This is a genomic window from Dankookia sp. GCM10030260, assembly GCF_042666655.1.
GTDB lineage: Bacteria > Pseudomonadota > Alphaproteobacteria > Acetobacterales > Acetobacteraceae > Paracraurococcus.
Genome location: NZ_JBHTDE010000006.1, coordinates 26,539 through 44,712, shown reverse-complemented (window position 1 = coordinate 44,712; position 18,174 = coordinate 26,539). Strand labels below are relative to the sequence as shown.

The 18,174-nt window shown below is 73.4% G+C and carries 17 protein-coding genes; 11 read left to right on the top strand and 6 right to left on the bottom strand.

From position 1 onward, the window contains the following. Window positions 1–32 precede the first annotated feature (32 nt). Window positions 33–551: a DUF4142 domain-containing protein gene (locus tag ACFQS7_RS19290; protein ID WP_380068753.1), complete on the top strand. Its 519-nt coding sequence runs from the start codon at window positions 33–35 to the stop codon at window positions 549–551. 105 nt (window positions 552–656) lie between these two features. Here ACFQS7_RS19290 and gmk read toward each other — a convergent pair whose 3' ends face one another. Both gmk and ACFQS7_RS19280 read right to left on the bottom strand, forming a co-directional pair. After that, window positions 657–1,292: a guanylate kinase gene (gene gmk / locus ACFQS7_RS19285; RefSeq protein WP_380068752.1), complete on the bottom strand. Its 636-nt coding sequence runs from the start codon at window positions 1,290–1,292 to the stop codon at window positions 657–659. Next, on the bottom strand, window positions 1,289–2,170 hold the full coding sequence (locus ACFQS7_RS19280) for a YicC/YloC family endoribonuclease (RefSeq protein ID WP_380068751.1): 882 nt from the start codon (window positions 2,168–2,170) through the stop codon (window positions 1,289–1,291). The genes gmk and ACFQS7_RS19280 overlap by 4 nt, the downstream gene beginning before the upstream one ends. Window positions 2,171–2,218: 48 nt before the next feature. Between ACFQS7_RS19280 and ACFQS7_RS19275 the strand changes: the two genes are divergently transcribed. The 5 genes from ACFQS7_RS19275 to ACFQS7_RS19255 all read left to right on the top strand — a co-directional run bounded on the left by ACFQS7_RS19275 (window position 2,219) and on the right by ACFQS7_RS19255 (window position 8,273). Further along, the gene (locus ACFQS7_RS19275; RefSeq protein ID WP_380068750.1) at window positions 2,219–3,031 is read left to right on the top strand and encodes an SDR family NAD(P)-dependent oxidoreductase; all 813 of its coding nucleotides are present in this window, start codon (window positions 2,219–2,221) and stop codon (window positions 3,029–3,031) included. Window positions 3,032–3,210: 179 nt separating this feature from the next. Then, complete coding sequence (locus tag ACFQS7_RS19270; protein ID WP_380068749.1) at window positions 3,211–5,784, top strand: ABC transporter permease; 2,574 nt, start codon at window positions 3,211–3,213, stop codon at window positions 5,782–5,784. 183 nt (window positions 5,785–5,967) lie between these two features. Beyond that, a complete protein-coding gene (locus ACFQS7_RS19265) occupies window positions 5,968–6,762 on the top strand; it encodes a Bax inhibitor-1/YccA family protein (protein WP_380068748.1) in 795 nt (264 codons plus the stop codon). A gap of 88 nt (window positions 6,763–6,850) precedes the next feature. Further along, on the top strand, window positions 6,851–7,321 hold the full coding sequence (locus tag ACFQS7_RS19260; protein WP_380068747.1) for a DUF1348 family protein: 471 nt from the start codon (window positions 6,851–6,853) through the stop codon (window positions 7,319–7,321). 4 nt (window positions 7,322–7,325) lie between these two features. Then, window positions 7,326–8,273, top strand: coding sequence for a cation diffusion facilitator family transporter (locus ACFQS7_RS19255; RefSeq protein ID WP_380068746.1), 948 nt, complete (start codon window positions 7,326–7,328; stop codon window positions 8,271–8,273). A 112-nt stretch (window positions 8,274–8,385) separates the two neighbouring features. Here ACFQS7_RS19255 and ACFQS7_RS19250 read toward each other — a convergent pair whose 3' ends face one another. Then, entirely contained in the window at window positions 8,386–10,935 is a 2,550-nt protein-coding gene (locus tag ACFQS7_RS19250) for a cation-translocating P-type ATPase (RefSeq protein WP_380068745.1), read from the bottom strand. 194 nt (window positions 10,936–11,129) lie between these two features. On the opposite strand from ACFQS7_RS19250, the gene ACFQS7_RS19245 reads away from it, so the two are divergent. The 5 genes from ACFQS7_RS19245 to ACFQS7_RS19225 all read left to right on the top strand — a co-directional run bounded on the left by ACFQS7_RS19245 (window position 11,130) and on the right by ACFQS7_RS19225 (window position 14,210). Continuing rightward, window positions 11,130–11,822, top strand: a complete 693-nt coding sequence (locus ACFQS7_RS19245; RefSeq protein ID WP_380068744.1) for a CBS domain-containing protein — start codon at window positions 11,130–11,132, stop codon at window positions 11,820–11,822. Between the two features lie 32 nt (window positions 11,823–11,854). Beyond that, complete coding sequence (locus ACFQS7_RS19240) at window positions 11,855–12,232, top strand: hypothetical protein (protein ID WP_380068743.1); 378 nt, start codon at window positions 11,855–11,857, stop codon at window positions 12,230–12,232. Between the two features lie 33 nt (window positions 12,233–12,265). Further along, the gene (locus ACFQS7_RS19235; RefSeq protein WP_380068742.1) at window positions 12,266–12,400 is read left to right on the top strand and encodes a hypothetical protein; all 135 of its coding nucleotides are present in this window, start codon (window positions 12,266–12,268) and stop codon (window positions 12,398–12,400) included. Window positions 12,401–12,495: 95 nt separating this feature from the next. Continuing rightward, the gene (locus ACFQS7_RS19230; protein ID WP_380068741.1) at window positions 12,496–13,665 is read left to right on the top strand and encodes a zinc-dependent alcohol dehydrogenase; all 1,170 of its coding nucleotides are present in this window, start codon (window positions 12,496–12,498) and stop codon (window positions 13,663–13,665) included. Between the two features lie 8 nt (window positions 13,666–13,673). Further along, window positions 13,674–14,210 (top strand): cyclase dehydrase, encoded by a 537-nt coding sequence (locus ACFQS7_RS19225; RefSeq protein ID WP_380068740.1) that lies wholly within the window; start codon window positions 13,674–13,676, stop codon window positions 14,208–14,210. Window positions 14,211–14,294: 84 nt separating this feature from the next. Here the strand turns inward: ACFQS7_RS19225 and ACFQS7_RS19220 are convergent, their stop codons facing one another. The 3 genes from ACFQS7_RS19220 to ACFQS7_RS19210 form a co-directional block, all read right to left on the bottom strand. Continuing rightward, entirely contained in the window at window positions 14,295–14,711 is a 417-nt protein-coding gene (locus ACFQS7_RS19220; RefSeq protein ID WP_380068739.1) for a tellurite resistance TerB family protein, read from the bottom strand. Window positions 14,712–14,784: 73 nt separating this feature from the next. Beyond that, a complete protein-coding gene (locus ACFQS7_RS19215; RefSeq protein ID WP_380068738.1) occupies window positions 14,785–17,577 on the bottom strand; it encodes an ATP-dependent DNA helicase in 2,793 nt (930 codons plus the stop codon). A 39-nt stretch (window positions 17,578–17,616) separates the two neighbouring features. Continuing rightward, entirely contained in the window at window positions 17,617–18,174 is a 558-nt protein-coding gene (locus tag ACFQS7_RS19210; RefSeq protein WP_380068737.1) for a histidine phosphatase family protein, read from the bottom strand.

Genomic DNA, 18,174 nt, shown 5'->3' with positions numbered 1-18,174 from the left:
CCGGGCGAAACCCGCGCATAAGGAATGATGACATGGATCGACGTGGCATCCTGCTCGGCTCTGCCGGGCTTGCGGCGCTGTCCTTCAGCCTCCGGCCGCGTATCGCACTGGCGCAAGGCACGGCGCATTGGCTCTCGGGCGCCCAGTACACCGCGATGACGCTGATGGCCGGGACGCTGGCCAAGCAGACCAGCCAGCTCGCGCTGGAACGCGCGCAGAACCAGCGGGTGAAGCAGTTCGCGGCCTTCGAGATCGCCGAGCAGACCGCCATGGCGCAGGTGCTGACCAACACCGACAGCCCGCCGCCGGTGCCGCTGGATGCCGAGCATGCCGCGGTGCTCAAGACGCTGGAGGCGCAGTCCGGCCCGGCCTTCGACCGTGCCTATATCCTCGGCCAGCTCAACAGCCACCAGGAGCTGCTGCAGATCCAGCAGGGCTATCTCGACAACACCAACCGCAGCACGGACACGCAGCACATCGCGGTGCTGGCGCGGATGTCGATCCAGCAACACCTGACCATGCTGCAGGAGATCCAGCAGCAGCTGGCATAAGGGCGCCCTGGAAGGAAGCAAAGGGCGGGGCGGAAGTCCCCTCCCGTCGGACGCGGTGGCGCCACCCCCCTCCTGTTCCTGGGGGGTTGGCGCCCGCCGCGCGCATCAGTCGCCCAACAGGCCGGCGACGAAGCCGGCCAGCCAGGGCTGCCGCGTGCGGTGGGTGCGGGCGGCATGCAGCACGGCGCGGACCGCGGCGACGGTCGCGGCGAAATCCTCGTTCACCAGCACATGGTCGAACTCGTCCCAGTGCCGCATCTCGGTCCGGGCGGCGACCATGCGGCGGGCGATCTCGTCCTCCGGGTCCTGGTTGCGGCCGCGGAGGCGCCGTTCCAGCTCCGCCAGGCTCGGCGGCAGCAGGAAGATGCCGACAACGTCCTGCGCCATCGTCCGCTGCAATTGCCGGTGGCCCTGCCATTCGATGTCGAACAGCACGTCGCGGCCGGCGGCCAGGGCGTGCTCGACCGGCACGCGCGGCGTGCCGTAGGACCGGCCGAGGAAGCTCGCATGCTCCAGGAATTCATCGGCGGCGACGCCCTCGGCGAATTGCTCCGGCGTCCGGAAGAAGTAGTGCTCCCCCTCCCGCTCGCCCGGCCGCGGCGCCCGCGTGGTAGCGCTGACCGAGAGCGATAATTCCGGTTCCGTCTCCAGCAGGGCGCGGGACACGCTGGTCTTGCCGCCGCCGGGGGCGGAGGCGAGGACGAGGCAGATGCCCCGGCGGGTGGGAGCAGCCTGGCTCATTCGACGTTGGCCGCCTGTTCCTTCAGCCGCTCGATCGCCGCCTTGAGGTCGAGGCCGATCCGGGTCAGCGGCACCGAGGCCGATTTCGAGCACAGCGTGTTGGCCTCGCGGACGAATTCCTGGGTCAGGAAGTCGAGCTTGCGGCCAGCGCCCTCCCCGGCGTCCAGCAGGGCACGGGCGGCGTCGATATGGGCGGAGAGCCGGTCCAGCTCCTCCCGCACGTCGGATTTCTGCGCCAGCAGCGCGACCTCCTGGGCCAGGCGCTCCTCCGGGACGCGGGCGCGGCCGCCCTCACCCAGCAGCGCTGCCAGGGCTTCCAGCAGCTTCTGGCGCTGCGCCTCGGGCTGGCCGGCGGCCTCGGCGGCGGCGGCATCGCGCAGGCCGGCGATCTCCTCCAGCAGGCCGGACAGGATCACCTGCAGCTTGGCGCCCTCCGCCTGGCGCGAGGCGGCGAGGCCGGCCAGCGCCGCCTCGTATGCCGCGGCCAAGGCGAGGCGCTTGGCCGCCTCCTGCGCCTCGTCCGGCTCCACGACCTCCGTGCGCATCACGCCGGGCAGGGCCAGCAGCGCCTCGGCGGCCGGGGCGATGCTGCCGCGGATCCGGCTGGCGAGGTCCAGCGCCAGGGCCAGCGCCTGTTCCAGCGCCGCCTTGTCCACCGTCAGCCGCGGCCGTTCCTCCCGCTTCAGGGTCAGGGTGGCGGAGACGTTGCCGCGCTTCAGCCGCTTGCCCGTCGCGTCCCGCAGCGCCGGTTCCAGCGCGTCCTGGCCGTTCGGCAGGCGCAGCCGCAGGTCGAGGCCGCGGCCGTTCACGCTCCGCAACTCCCAGGCGAAGGTGGTGCCGTCGGCCAGCGTGCCACTCTCGCGCGCGAAGCCGGTCATGCTCATAAGGGTGCCCATGCCGCGGGTTGTCCCGCCTTGAAGGGTCTGATGCAAGCGATGGCGACAACCACCTGGCCCTGGCGGCACGTCCTGGTCACCGGCGCGTCCTCGGGCATCGGCCGGGCGTTGGCCCTGGCCTGCGCCGCGCCGGGGGTGACGCTGCATCTCGGCGGGCGGGATGCCGGGCGGCTGGCGGCGACCGCCGAGGCCTGCGCCGCGGCCGGGGCGACCGCGCTGCCCCGGGCGGTGGACGTGCGCGACCAGGCGGCGATGGCGGGCTGGATCGGCGGCGCCGGGCGGCTGGACCTCGTCGTCGCCAATGCCGGGATCTCCGCCGGCACCGGCGGCGCGACCGAACCCGCCGACCAGGCGCGCGCCATCTTCGAGACCAACGTCACCGGCGTGCTGAACACCGCCCTGCCGGCGCTGGGGGCCATGGCGGCGCAGGCGCCGGGCCCGGGCGGGGTCCGCGGGCGGATCGCCGTCATCGCCTCGATCGCCGCCTTCATCGCGGTGCCCGGGGCGCCGGCCTATTGCGCCAGCAAGGCCGCGGTGCAGCGCTGGGCGGAGGCGCTGGACGCGACCGAGCGCCGGCGCGGCATCCGGCTGCACGCGGTCTGCCCCGGCTATATCCGCACGCCGATGACCGACGCCAACGCCTTCCCCATGCCCTTCCTGATGGAGCCGGAGGCGGCGGCGCGGCGCACCCTGGCCGGCATCGCCGCGGGGAGGCTGCGGATCGCCTACCCCTTCCCCACCTACCTGGCGGCGCGGCTCGGCGGCGCCCTGCCGCCGGGGCTGCGGGCCGCGCTGTTCGCGGCGGTGCCGGCGAAGGGGTCGATCCTGCCGCGGGTGGGGTGACCCGCCGGCGCCGTTCACGGCGGCGATCCGGGATGCCCAGGTCGGCGCAAGCCGGGCCAGGCCGCCCGGGCACGCCCCGGCCGCGGCAACGCTTCGTCACCGAAGCCGCTCTCGGCCGGCCTTTTTTCGGCGCGGCAGGGCCCCACTTGCTGGTTGGACCAGCTTCGGAGCGTATCGTCTTGGGATTTGCCGGCCAGCTCGCACTCGGCCTCCGGCTGGCGCGGCGTGAATTGCGTGGCGGCATCCGCAGCCTGCGGATCGTGCTCGCCTGCCTGGCGCTCGGCGTCGCCGCCATCGCCGCGGTCGGCACGCTGCGCGCCGGCATCCAGGCCGGGCTGGCCGCCGATGGCGCCCGCATCCTCGGCGGCGATGTGGAACTGCGCAGCGGCAACCGCCCGGCGACGCCCGAGGCGCTGGCCTGGATCGCCGCGCGGGGTGGCAAGACCTCGGCCGTGGTCACCCTGCGGTCGATGCTGGTGGCGCCCTCCGGCGAACGGATGCTGGTCGAGATGAAGGCCGTCGATCCGGCCTATCCGTTGTTCGGGGCGCTGGAGCTGGACCCGCCGGTGCCGCTGGCGACCCGGCAGGAGCTGAACGCCGTCCCCATCCTGCAGCAGCCACCCGCCGAGGAGGCCGCGGCCAATGCGCCCCGCGTGGCGCTCGACCCGCTGGTGGCGGAACGGCTGGGGCTTGCGGTGGGCGACATGGTGCGGATCGGCGAGGCCTCCTTCGCCTTCGCCGCCCTGGTCCGGGCGGAGCCCGACAAGGCCACCAGCCCGGCGCTGTTCGGCCCGCGCGCCCTGATCACCGAGGCGATGCTGGCCCGCACCCGGTTGCTCCAGCCCGGCAGCCTGGTGCAGCACGACCTGCGCATCCGCCTGCCCGAGGGCACCCCGCGCGCCCGATTCGCCGCCGAGCTGCGGACCGCCTTCGCCGCCGAGGGCTGGCGCATCCGCACCGCCGACCAGGCGGAGCCGGGGGTGAACCGCTTCCTCGACCGCGCGGCGTCCTTCCTGACGCTCGCGGGGCTGACCGCGCTGCTGGTGGGCGGCATCGGCGTCGCCACCGGGGTGCGCGGCTGGCTGGATGCGCGGGCGCGCTCGATCGCCACCCTGCGCTGCCTCGGCGCGCCGTCCGCGGTCATCTTCCTGACCTACCTGATCCAGGTGCTGGCGCTGGCCGCCCTGGGCATCGGGATCGGGCTGGTGGGCGGCTACGGGCTGACCTGGGCGGCGGCGCAGGCGCTGGCGGGGTCGCTGCCGGTGCCGCCGCGGCTGGCGCTGTACCCCGCGCCGCTGGCCCTGGCGGCGCTCTATGGCTTGCTGACGGCGCTGGCCTTCGCGCTCTGGCCGCTCGGAAGGGCGGCGCGGATCTCGGGTGCCGCGCTGTTCCGCGATGCGGTGCAGCCCAGCGGCACCTGGCCGGGCGGCGCGGTGCTGGCGCTGAACGTCGGCGCCGCCGTGGCGCTGGTCGGGCTGATCGTGGCGACCTCCGGCGACCGGCCCTTCGCGCTGGGCTTCTGCGCCGCCGCCATCGCCGCACTCGCGCTGTTCCGCGGCGGCGCCTGGGCGCTGGCGGCCGGCGCCCGGCGGCTCGGCCACCTGCGGCGGCCGGCACTGCGGCTGGGCCTGGCCAACCTGCACCGGCCGGGCTCGCCGGCGGCGCTGCTGGTGGTCTCGCTCGGCATCGGGCTGACCACGCTGGCCGCCATCGCCCAGATCGAGGGCAACCTGCGCCGGCAATTGGCCGCCGAGATGCCGGCCCGCGCGCCCAACTTCTTCTTCATCGACATCCAGTCCGACCAGGCCCAGCGCTTCGATGCCACCGCCCTGGCGCTGCCCGGCGTCACCGAGGTCAAGCGGGTGCCGAGCCTCCGCGCCCGGGTGGTCGCGGTGAAGGGCGTCCCGGCCGAGCAGGTGACGGTGACCGAGGAGACCACCTGGGCGTTGCGCGGCGACCGCGGCCTGACCTATGCCGCAACGCCGCCGGAGGGCACCAAGCTGGTCCAGGGCGACTGGTGGCCGGCCGATTACCGCGGCGCGCCCTTGCTCTCCTTCGATGCCGGCATCGCCCGCGGATGGGGGGTCGGCATCGGCGACAGCATCACCGTCAACGTGCTGGGCCGGACCATCGACCTGCAGGTGGCCAACCTGCGGTCCGTGGATTGGCGCGGCCTGGGGATGAACTTCACCCTGGTCGCCTCCCCCGGCCTGCTGGAAGCCGCGCCGCACACCCATATCGCCACCGTCCGCGGCGATGCGGCGCAGGACAGCGCCGTGCTGCGGGCGCTGACCGACGCCTTCCCCAACATCTCCGGCATCCGGGTGCGGGACGCGCTGGAGGCGGTGGCGGCGCTGCTCGGCCGGGTCGGGACCGCGCTGTCGGCGACCGGCAGCCTGACCCTGCTGGCCGGCGGCCTGGTCCTGGCCGGCGCGGTCGCCGCCGGGCAGCGGCAGCGGGTGCGGGATGCGGTGATCCTGAAGACGCTGGGCGCCACGCGGGCGCAGATCCGCGCCGCCTGGCTGGTGGAATTCGCGCTCATCGGCCTGGTCGCCGGGCTGCTGGCGGCGATCGCCGGCAGCGCCGCGGCCTGGGCGGTGATCACCTTCGTCATGCGGGCGGAGTGGGTGCTGTTGCCGGGCACCCTGGCGGCGACGGTGGTCGGCTGCGCCCTGCTCACCCTGGCCTGTGGACAGGTCGGCACCGCGCTCGCGCTGCGGGCGCGGCCGGGGCCGTTGTTACGGAACGAGTAGCGATTCTCCACGTTTCGCTACATGGACTGTGACGACGGAGCGCCTACACTGCCCCTGCCGGCCTTCCCGCGCGCCGGCTGGGGTCGCTGCCGCTTTCACGCGAAATCCCGTTGAAACGGGTTACAGCTTCTCCATATAAACACCGTCGCGGGGATTGCCCCCCTTGGGAGGTTCGAGACACCTATGGCCCTTCAACCCGACTATCGATACCAGACGGGTGCGCCTGGCTGGGGTCGCACTGCGACCGCCGACGCGGCCGCCGTCGATGCCGGGCTCCGGGCGTACATGCTCCGGGTCTACAACTGGATGGCTTCCGGCCTGTTGCTGACCGGCATCGTCGCCATTGCGGTCGTCAGCGTGCCTGCGCTGCAGGAGCTGTTCTACACCGCCGCCCGCACCCAGTCCGGCCGCATCGTGATGCAGCCGACGATCCTCTTCTGGGTCGCCGCGCTCTCGCCGCTCGCTTTCGTCCTGGTCATGAGCTTCGGCTACAACCGGCTGAGCAAGACCGCGTCGCAGGCGCTGTTCTGGACCTTCTGCGTCTGCATGGGCGCCAGCCTGAGCAACCTGGCCTTCCGCTACACCGGCGCCAGCATCGGCACGACCTTCTTCATCACGGCGGCGATGTATGCCTCGGTCAGCCTCTACGGCTACACGACCAAGGCCGACCTGACGAAGATGGGCAGCTTCATGATGATGGGCCTGATCGGCATCATCATCGCCGGGCTGGTCAACATGTTCATGCAGTCCTCGGCGCTGCAGTTCGCCATCAGCCTGATCGGCGTGGTCGTGTTCGTCGGCCTCACCGCCTACGACACCCAGCGGATCAAGGCCGACTACATCGAGCATTCCTACGCGGAAGGCACCGAGGAAGCCGGCAAGCGCAGCGTGATGGACGCGCTGGGCCTCTACCTGAACTTCATCAACCTGTTCCAGATGATGCTGCAGCTGGTCGGCGTCCGCCAGTCCAGCGACTGAGCCAGGGCCCGTCCGGTCCGGCACGGCCCCGGGGGGAAACCCCCGGGGCTTTTTTTTGTGCGCTATGCTCGCCTCCGGAGGCTTCGCCATGACCGCCCGTCCGCCCGTCCCGCCCTTCACCGCCGAGACCGCCGCGCAGAAGGCCCGCGCCGCCGAGGATGGCTGGAACAGCCGCGACCCCGCCCGCGTCGCGCTGGCCTATACCGAGGACAGCCGCTGGCGGAACCGCGCCGAGTTCTTCTCGGGGCGTGAGGCGATCACCGAATTCCTCACCCGCAAATGGGCCCGCGAACTGGATTACCGGCTGATCAAGGAGGTCTGGGCCTTCGCCGGCAACCGCATCGCCGTGCGCTTCGCCTATGAATGGCGGGACGACAGCGGCGCCTGGTACCGCTCCCACGGCAACGAGAATTGGGAATTCGACGACGGCGGGCTGATGGCCGCGCGCCATGCCAGCATCAACGACGTGCCGATCCGGGAAGCCGGCCGGCTGTTCCGCTGGCCGGCGCCGGGACCGCGGCCGGCCGACCATCCGGGGCTGACGGAGCTGGGGTTGTAGCAACATGGCGCACGATCATCATGGCCACGCGCATGACGACCATGGGCACGGCCACGCGCACCACCAGCACGGGCCGCGGCCGGAGGAGCGGGGCTTCGCCCTCGGCGTCTCGGTCAACCTCGGCTTCGTGGTGCTGGAGGTCGTGGCCGGCCTGGTCGCCGGGTCCATGGCGCTGCTGGCGGATGCCGGCCACAACCTGTCCGACGTGCTGGGCCTGGTCCTCGCCTGGGTCGCGGTGCGGTTGGCCCGCCGGCTGCCGAGCCGGCGGCGGACCTATGGCTTCCACCGCGGCACCATCCTGGCGGCGCTGGCCAATGCCATGCTGCTGCTCGTCGCGGTCGGCGCCATCGCGCTGGAAAGCATCCAGCGCCTGCTGGAACCAGAGCCGGTGGCGACCGGCTGGATGCTCTGGGTCGCCGCCGTCGGCATCCTGGTGAACGGCGGCACGGCGCTGCTGTTCATGCGGGGACGGGAGGCCGACCTCAACCGCCGCGGCGCCTACCTGCACATGGTCGCCGACGCCGGCGTCTCGGCCGGCGTGGTGGTCGGCGCGCTGCTGATCCAGGCAACCGGCTGGACCTGGGTGGACCCGGTGCTGGGCCTGGTGATCGCCGGCGTCATCCTGGTGGGCACCTGGGGGCTGCTGCGGGAATCGACCGACCTGGCGATGGATGCGGTGCCCGCGGCGATCGACCCGGCCGCGGTCGCGGCCTTCCTCGCGGCACAGCCGGGGGTGAGCGAGGTGCACGACCTGCACATCTGGGCGCTTTCCACCACGCAGACGGCGCTGACCGCGCATCTGGTGCGGCCGGAGGCGACAGCGGATGACGGCTTCCTGGCCGGGCTCTGCACCGAGTTGCAGGCGCGCTTCGGCATCGGCCATGCCACCTTGCAGGTGGAACGCGGCGACCCGGCGCATCCCTGCGTGCTGGCGCCGGCGGCGACGCTGTAGGCCTGGCGCGGCTCGGCACGACCCGCGCGGCGGATGCCGGGCCCGGACGAGCAAGGGCGGGACTGGACGCAGGCGTCCCCCGGGAGACGAGGCGTCTGCTCCCCGGCCGTCCTCAACTCACGAAGCGCCGCCGCCAATGCGGCTTGGCCAGATCGAGCAGCAGGATCGTCAGCAGCCCCACCGCCAGGGTCGCCGCCAGGTCGTCCAGGTGCAGCGGCCCGAAGCGGAACAGCCGCCGCGCGAGGGGCCACAGCAGCGTCGCCGCCAGCAGCGCCGTGACCCCCAGCAGCACCCAGCGGAAGGCCGCGTTGCGCCGCCGGAAGGCCACGGCGATCGAGGCGCTGAAGGACCGGTTGACGAAGACCAGCCCGATGATGCCGAGCACCAGGCAGAAGAAGGCCAGCGCCCGGACCTCCGCCTCCGGCATCCCGCGCCACAGCCCGCCGAGGAAGGCGCCCCCGGCCAGCAGCAGCACCACGCCGCCCTGCAGCAGGCTCCAGCCGATCAACGCGCCGGAGAACAGCGGCGCCGCCGGGCTGCGCGGCGGCCGCTGCATGATGCCCTCCTCCTCCTCCTCGGCCTCGAAGACCAGGGTGCAGACCGGGTCGATGATCATCTCGAGGAAGGCGATGTGCACCGGGCCGAACAGGATCGGCAGGCCGAAGACCAGCGGCAGCAGCGCCAGCCCGGCGATCGGCACATGGATCGCCAGGATGAAGCCCATCGCCTTGCGCAGGTTGTCGTAGACCCGGCGGCCGAGCCGCACCGCCTGGACGATGGAGCCGAAATCGTCGTCCAGCAGCACCAGGGAAGACGCCTCCCGCGCCACGTCGGTGCCGCGGCCGCCCATGGCGATGCCGATATGCGCCGCCTTCAGCGACGGCGCGTCGTTCACCCCGTCGCCGGTCATCGCCACGACCTCGCCATCCGCCTTCAGCGCGGCGACGATGCGCAGCTTCTGCTCCGGCAGGATGCGGGCGAAGACGGTCGCGGTGCGGGCCCGCGCCGCCAGGGCCGCGTCGTCCAGCGCCGCCAGCGCCTCGCCGGTCACCAGGTCGTCCGCCGCCAGCCCGGCCTCGCGGGCGATGGCGCGGGCGGTGGCCGGATAGTCGCCGGTGATCATCACCACGCGGATGCCGGCCGAACGGCATTCGCCCATCGCTTCGGTCACGCCGGGGCGCAGCGGGTCGGCCAGGCCGACCAGCCCCAGCAGGGTGAAGGCGAAGTCCGGCTGCGTCTCGGGCAGGGCGCCTGCCGCCGCCTCGGCCCGGGCCACGCCCAGCACCCGCATGCCCTGCGCCGCCATGGCCTCGACCGCGGCGTCGAATGCGGCGCGGGCCGCCTCGTCCAGCCGGCAGAGCGCGGCGATCGCCTCCGGCGCCCCCTTGGCGGCGACCAGCAAACGCGCATCCGCCGCGCCGGTGGACCAGGCATGGGACATCGCCAGCAGGTCGGGCCGCAGGCCGTAGGCGCGCACCAGCGTCCAGCCCGGCGGCGCCGCGGCCAGGTCGTGGAAGGCCTGCTCCATCGGATCGAAGGGCTGCGGCGCGCTGGCCAGCATGCCGGCCTCGACCAGCCGGCGGAACGGCTCCGCCAGCGTCGCCCCGCCGGGGCGCGGCGTGACGGCGCCGGGCCGCAGCGTCGCGCCGTCCGGCCGCCAGAGTGCGGCCACCGACATGCGGTTCTGCGTCAGCGTGCCGGTCTTGTCGGTGCAGAGCACGGTCGCCGAGCCCAGCGTCTCGATCGCCGCGCCGCGCCGGGTCAGCACCCGGGCGCGGGAGATCCGCCAGGCGCCCATCGCCATGAAGACGGTCAGCACCACCGGCAATTCCTCCGGCAGCATCGACATCCCCAGCGCGATGCCCGACAGCAACGCATCCAGCCAGCCGCCGCGCAGCGTGCCGTACAGCGCCACCGCCAGCAGGCTGACGGCGCCGCCGGCGATGGCGCAGAAGGTCACCAGCCGGCGCATCTGCGCCTGCAGCCGCGGCGGCTCCGGCGCCAGGCTGCCGAGCGACTGGCCGATGCGGCCGATCTCGCTGCGCGCGCCGGTCGCGGTCACCTCGGCCTCGCCGCTGCCGCGCACCACCAGGGTGCCGGAGAACAATTGCGGCAGGTCGTCGCCGCCGGGACGCGGCGCCACGGCCGTGCCGGATGCGGCGGGGCGCTTCCGCACCGGCACGGATTCGCCGGTCAGCAGGGATTCGTCGGTCTGGATGTCGTCGCCGCGCAGCAGCCGGCCATCGGCCGGCACCCGGTCGCCCTCGGCCAGCAGCATGATGTCGCCGCGCACCACCTCCCGCCCCGCGATGCGCACCCGGGCGCCGTCGCGCAGCACCAGGGCGCGCGGGCTGGTCAGGTCGCGCAGCGCCTCCATCACCCGTTCGGTCCGGCTTTCCTGCACCACGGTGATGCCGATCGACAGCAGCGCGAAGACCAGCAGGATCACCGCTTCCTCCGGGCTGCCCAGCAGCAGGTACAGCACGCCGCCGCCCAGCAGCAGCGCCAGCATCGGCTCCCGCAACACTTCCAGCGCGATGCGGAAGGGCGTGCGCCGGCCGCCATGCGGCAATTCGTTGGGGCCCTCGGCGGCGAGGCGGGCCGCGGCCTCCGCTCCGCTCAACCCCCGGGCCGGCGCGGCGGCTGCGGTATCGGGCGACATGGGGCGATCCTCTGGCGCGCGCGCTGGCGGAAGCCGGTCGGCAGCGACGCAATCGCATGCGCGTGACACAATCTGCTCGCACGCTTGGGTGATACCATGCCTTGCGCTGCCGCAATCCCATCGACAGCGCCGGCGCTATGATCCGGTTGGCGCCCTCGGCCCGGCGCCCCACGACAATGAGGGATGACACCGCCATGCAAGCCCGGGATCTGATGTCGAAGACGCTGGTCGTGGTGACGCCGGAGACGCCGGTCACCGCGGTGGCCGAATTGCTCGCGGCGCGCGGGATCTCCGCCGTCCCGGTCGCCGATGCGGCCGGCACCGCGCAGGGAATCGTCACCGAAGGCGACCTGATCCGCCGCCTGGCGGACCGGCCGCCGGGGCCGCTCGACTGGTTCCTGCGGCTGTTCCGCAGCGCCAAGCCGCAGATCGCGCAGTACAGCAAGGCGCATGGCCTGACGGCGCGCGACGTGATGTCCACCAAGCTGGTCAGCGTCGGCGGGGAGGCCTCGGCCGAGGACATCGCGCGGTTGATGGAGCAGCACGGCATCCGCCGCGTGCTGGTGCTGGAGGAGGGCAAGCTGCTCGGCATCGTCAGCCGCGCCGACCTGCTGCGCGCCATCCTGCGCGGCCCCGCGCCCAGCGACGCCGCGACGGATCCGGCCGGCATCCAGCGCGCCCTGCTGGCGGCGATGCGGGAACAGGCCTGGGTCGACAACAGCTGGGTCTTCCCGGATGTCGTGGGCAGCGTGGTGACGCTGTACGGCTATGCGCGGTCGGACGAGATGCGGCAGGGCCTGGTGCTGCTGGCGAAACGCGTCCCCGGCGTCACCGCGGTCGAGGACCGGATGGAGCCGATGCCGCTGCTGCTGCGCGCGACGCTCTGACCCGCCGGGTCGGCAACCCGGGAAGCCGCGCCGTGTCCACCATGGAACGCCTGCGGGCCCGGCGCGCGGTGCTGGCCGGCCTCACGGTGGCGGCCTTCGCCACCGGGGAGGCCAGGGCGATCCATGCCTGGCTCGGCGACGCGGTCGCCCTGGTCATCGCCGGGCGGCTGGTCGCCGCGCTGGCGGGGCTGCGGCAACTCGGCCTGGCGCGCTTCCACCGGCAATTCGACGGGCTGCGGCTGGGCACGGCGCTGACCCATCCGGCGATCAGCCGGACGATCCTGGCCGGCATCGCCGCCAGCCTGATCGCGGTGACGGCGACCGGCATCCAGCTCGACGGCGGCCGCACGCCTGGCTTCGGCGTGGCCGCGGGCGGCCCGGCGGGTGTGGCCGCGGGTGGCCCGGCCTAGGCCGGCGGCCGGGACGGGCACGACGGCGGCCTGGTGGAGGCGGCGCGCGAGGCCCTGGCCAACCTGCCGGTCGGCCTGCATGTCGTTTACCTGTTCGTCAGCAAGCGCAGCCTGGTGCTTCTCATGCTGTTCCGGGCCCCGGCCGGGCGGCCGCCCACGCCGCCGTAGCCCGCATCGTTTTCGGTCCAGGCACAACCTCTCGGCCCGGCCTGCGTTGCTGCGGTTCTGGCGGCCCTACCGGACGCCACCCGAGGAAGAACGCCATGCGCGCACTGGTCTGGCACGGCAAGCAGGACATCCGCTGCGACAACGTCCCCGATCCGACGATCGAGCAGCCGCGGGACGCGATCATCCGCGTCACCTCTTGCGCCATCTGCGGCTCCGACCTGCATCTGTACGACAACTTCATGCCTGGCATGAAGAGCGGCGACATCATGGGCCACGAGACCATGGGCGTGGTCGAGGAGGTCGGCGCGGGCTGCACCAACCTGAAGAAGGGCGACCGCGTGGTCATCCCCTTCACCATCATCTGCGGCGAGTGCGAGCAGTGCCGGCGCGGCAATTTCAGCGTCTGCGAACGGTCCAACCGCAACAAGGAGATGGCCGACAAGGCCTTCGGCCATGCCCCGGCCGGCCTGTTCGGCTATACCCACATGACCGGCGGCTATGCCGGCGGCCAGGCGGAATACCTGCGGGTGCCCTTCGCCGACAAGACCCACATCAAGGTGCCGTCCAGCCTGACGGACGAGCAGGTGCTGTTCCTGTCGGACATCTTCCCGACCGGCTGGCAGGCCGCGGTGCAATGCGACATCCAGCCCACCGACACGGTGGCGATCTGGGGCTGCGGCCCGGTCGGCCAGATGGCGATCCGCAGCGCCATCCTGCTCGGCGCGAAGCAGGTGATCGCCATCGACAACGTGCCCGAGCGCCTGTCCATGGCGCGCGCCGGCGGCGCCATCACGCTGAACTTCGACGAGGACAGCATCATCGAGCGGCTGAACGAACTGACCCAGGGCAAGGGGCCGGAGAAGTGCATCGACGCCGTGGGCATGGAAGCCCATGCGACGGCGACGCTCGACAGCATGGTCGACCGCGCCAAGCAGGCGGTGATGCTGGGGACCGACCGGCCGCACGTGCTGCGGGAGATGATGTATGTCTGCCGCCCGGCCGGCGTGCTGTCGGTCCCCGGCGTGTATGGTGGGGTGCTCGACAAGGTCCCCTTCGGGATGGTCATGAACAAGGGCCTGACCATCCGCACCGGGCAGACGCATGTGAACCGCTGGTCCGACGACCTGCTGCGGCGGATCGAGCAGGGCCAGATCGATCCCTCCTTCGTCATCACCCATCGCGTCGGGCTGGAACAGGGGCCGGAGATGTACAAGACCTTCCGCGACAAGCTGGACAGCTGCATCAAGGTGGTGATCCGGCCATGAGCAGGCGCGTGGCACGGTCCCGCGCGCGCGGCGCGGACACCACGATCGGCCTGGCGCAGGGGCTGGGCTGGTTCAGCCTCGGGCTCGGCATGGCGCAGCTGCTGGCGCCGCATGCGGTGTCCCGCAGCCTCGGCCTGCGCGGCCAGGAAAGGCTGGTCGCCAGCTACGGCGCGCGGGAGATCGTCACGGGCATCGGCATCCTCGCTTCCCGCGACCCGACGCCCTGGATCTGGGGCCGGGTCGCCGGCGATGCGCTGGATATCGGCACCCTGGCCGGCGGGCTGGCGATGGGTCGCGGGCGGGAACGCAGCATCGCCGGACTGGCGATCGCCGCGGTGGCGGGCATCACCCTGCTGGACGTGCTGTGCGGCCGGGCGCTGAGCGCGCGGAAGATCACCGAGCGGAAGCGGCTGGCGTATGATTACAGCAGCCGCCGCGGCATGCCGAAGCCGGCCGCGGCGATGCGGGGCGCGGCGAGCGACTTCGAGGTGCCGCGCGACTTCCGCATCCCGGAGCCGCTGCGGCCCTGGGGCAGCGTGGCCTGAAGGAAGCTCGGCACCCGCCGCGCGGCAGATGCCAACCTGCAGGAACAGAGGTGGGCTCCAGGGAGGATGCTTCCTCCCTGGCCTTCAGATGACCTGGTACCGCGCCTTCGCCGCCCGCTCGATCGCGCCGGCGATCAACCGGTCGAGGTCGAGCGCGATGCGCAGGTCCTGCAGGAATTGCAGCTCGGCCTGGGACGCCTCGCCATCCGCCGCGGCGACCTCGCAGGCCAGCAGGTAGGCGGTCTCGCGCAGCCGCTGCGGCAGGGCGTCGCGGATCAGCGTCATGGCGCGGTCGAGCCCGTCCTCGCGGTCCAGCAGGCCGAGGCAGGTCTCCGTCACGCTGGCGATGCGCGCCGGATGGAAGTCGCCGAACACCGGCAGCTCCTGCACCAGGCGGGACATCATCCCGACCTCGGCATCGGTCATGTTCCGGTCTGACGCCGCCATCAGGACCATGGCGCAGACCAGCGCCTCCTGCGGGTTGAAACGGGTGTTGGGCATGGGGCCTCGCTCTCCGGCAGCCCGTCGTCGCGCCGGCGGGGGTTCACGTCAATGCTTAGTCTTGTAACATTGCTCACGCCTCGCTCAGGAAGTCGCGCGTCTCGGCGACCACCTGGCTGAGGCCGAGGCGCCGCACCGGCACGCCCTCCGGCAGCCCGGCCAAAAGCCGGGTGGGGCAGGAACGGTCGAGCAGCACGAAGACGCCGCGGTCGTCGCCGCGGCGGATCAGCCGGCCGAAGGCCTGGCGCAGCCGATGGCGGGCCTGGGCGTCGTCATAGGCCGAGGGCGACCCACCCGAGAGATGGATGCGCCGCTCCCGGTGCAGGATCGAGGGCCGCGGCCAGGGGACGCGGTCGAAGACCAGCAGCCGCAGCGACCGGCCCGGCACGTCGACGCCGTCGCGCATCGCATCCGTCCCCAGCAGGCAGGCATCCTCCTCGGCGCGGAAGACATCGACCAGGGTGGCGTTGTCCATCGCGTCGACATGCTGGGCATAGAGCGGGATGCCCGCGGCCTCGAGCCCCGGCGCCATGTGGCGGAAGCTGTCGCGCAGCCGGCGGATGGCGGTGAACAGGCCGAGCCCACCGCCGCCCGAGGCCAGGAACAGCGCCTGCATCGCCGCCGCCACCTGGCCGTTGCGCGCCTTGTCCACGTCGGTGACGACGAAGGCGCGGGTGCGCGACGCATAGTCGAAGGGGGAGGCAACCGCGGCGCGGATCGCCGGCATGGCCAGGTGGCTGGCGCCGGTGCGCGCCTCGGCCGCGGCCCAGGCGGCCTCGGCATCCTCCAGCAGCCCGTTGTCGCGCAGGGTGGCGGAGGTGATGAGCATGCCGTGCGAAGGCGCCGCGACGGTCAGCGCGAAGGGCGTGGTCGGGTCGAGCCAGTGGCGGTGCAGGCCGGCATCGACCTCCCGCCCCTCCCGCCGGGTCAGCGCCAGCCAGTCGACGAAGTCACGGCGGGCGCCGGGTGCCGCCGGCGGCTCGCGCAGGGCGCGCAGCATGGCCTGCCAGGCCTTCAGCGGCATCAGGGCGCGGCGCTCGATGCCCTTCGCCGCGGTTTCGATGCGGATGCGGTCGCCGGTCTCCAGCTCCTCCACCTCGTCCTCGAGCCGGGCCATCAGCCGGTCGCGCAGCCCGGCGAGCGGCTCCTCGACCCGCTTGAGGGCGCGTTCCAGCGCCTCGGCGGCCTCGGGGACATCCTCGCCGAGCGGGTGGAGGTCGCATTCGACGTCGTACATCCCGTCCTCCTCCCGCGCCCGGGCCAGGACCTGGCGGCGGACGGCGCGAAGGAAGAGCTCGGTCGGGTTGGCCAGGCGTTCGGCGGCGGCTTCGCTGGTCGGCTCGCGGGGTTCCTCCGACAGCCGCGTCACCCAGCCGAGGCCGGGCAGCGCGCGGGCGGCCTGCAGGGCGGCCTCCATCGGCGCGAGGAGTTCGGGGATGTCGCCGGCCAATTCCTCGATCCGGCGGCGCAGGCCGCGGGCGCGGCTGCGGCCGCCCTCGGCGCCGAGCAGCCAGCGGCGCAGCTCGGCCGTCTCCGCCCCGCTGATGGCGGCGCTGAAGGCGGCATCCGCCGCGTCGAACAGGTGGTGGCCCTCGTCGAAGACGTAGCGCAGCGGGCGGCCGTCCTCGCCGCCGCCGAGGGCGGCCTGCACCATCACCAGCGCATGGTTGGCGACCACCAGCGACGCGGTGCGGGCGCGGCGGATCGAATGCTCGACGTAGCACTGCTTGTAGCGCGGGCAGGCGGAGCGGATGCACTCGCCGCGCCGGTCGGCCAGCGGCCAGATGGCGGCCGGGCCGTGGAGCTCGACGATCCAGCCGGGGAAGTCGCCGCCCATCAGGTCGCCGTCCCGCGTCGCCAGCGCCCAGCGAGCCACGAGCCCGAGCGGCACGGCCATCTCCGGATGCCCGGCCTGGCCCAGTGCCTCCTCCAGGTTCAGCAGGCACAGGTAGTTCTCCCGCCCCTTGCGGACGACGACGCGGCGGCGGCGCTCCTCCGGGTCCGGGTAGAGCCGGCCGAGCTCCTGGTCGATCTGCCGCTGCAGGTTGCGGGTGAAGGTCGAGATCCAGACCGGCGCGCCGTTGCGCTCCGCCCAGAGGCTGGCCGGGGCGATGTAGCCCAGCGTCTTGCCGGTGCCGGTGCCGGCCTCGGCCAGGACCACATGCGGCGCGCCCTGGTCGGCGCGCGGGGCGAAGGCGCCGGCGGCGGCCGAGGCATAGTCGGCCTGCTGCGGCCGCTGCTCCGCGCCCTCGCCCAATATCTGGCCGAGCCGGGCGCGGGCCTCGGTCGGCGAGACGTCGAAGCTGGCCGGCGGCTGGGCCGGGCCGGGGTCTTCCCAGTCGGGCAGCCGGCGCCAGACCTTGTAGGGGTCGAGCGAGGGCTTCTCCTCCCCGGCGCCGAGCGCGGCCAGCACCGAATCGGCCCAGGGCCAGGCGGCGGCCTTCCGCAGCTGCGCCGCCAGGATGCCGGCATCGCGGTTCATCGGCTGGCCGCGGCCGGCGGCCAGGCGGCGCAGCAGGATGGTCGCCATCTCCGGCAGCAACGCCGCGGCAGCGGCATCGTCGGCCGGCGGGTCGAGGTCGAGCGCCATGGCCAGGCCGCGCGGCGTCGGCGCGGCGGGCCGCGCGGGGAGGCAGAAGGCGAAGAGCTCCAGCAGGTCGAAGCAGGCGTCGAAGCGCGGCAGGTCGAGCCGCCGCGCGGTGGCGGGGCCATGCACCAGCAGCGGCGGCGCGCCGTCCAGCGCCCGGCGCAGCTCGGCCGAGGGGATGTCGAGCAGCTCGCCATCCGGGGTCAGCAGCGTGGCGCGGCCATGGCCGGCGATCAGGGCCGGGGCGTCGGGCAGCAGCAGGCGGGGGGGGAGGGCCATGGAGTCGGCAGGATAGCGCACCCGGGGCCGCGGGTCGCCTCAGGCGGTGATGCGGCCGACCACGACCAGCGCGTCGCCCGCCCGCCGCAGCACCACGCCCTCGCCCGAGGCCGGGTGGATGCCGCTGAGCGCGGTGATGTTGACCTGGTGGGTGACGGCCACCAGCGCGCCGGGCCCGGCCCAGCCGAGCAGGATGGCGCGGGCGGCTTCCGTCTGCGCCGCGGCCGAGGCGCGGTCATCGAAGAAGGAGTTGAAGGCCGGCTCGGCCCGGACGCGGCCGGGGAAGGCCAGTTCGGCGGTCTCCAGCGTGCGGCACCATGCCGAGGCGAGGACGCCGCCGACCGCGACGCCGCGCCCCCGGACCGCTGCGCCGATGCGCCGGGCCTGGTCGCGGCCCGCCTCGTCGAGGTTGCGCTGGGTGGCGCAGTCGCCCAGCCGCATCCCCGGCGGGTCGCCGAAGCCGGGGGCCTGGGCGTGGCGGAACAGCACGATGCCGCCCGTCCGCAGCGCATCCCAGGCGGCGGCCTCGGTCGCGGCGGCGGGAAAGGGAAGGAGGGCAAGCGCCAGGGCGGCCCGGCGTGGGAATGGGCTGGGCAT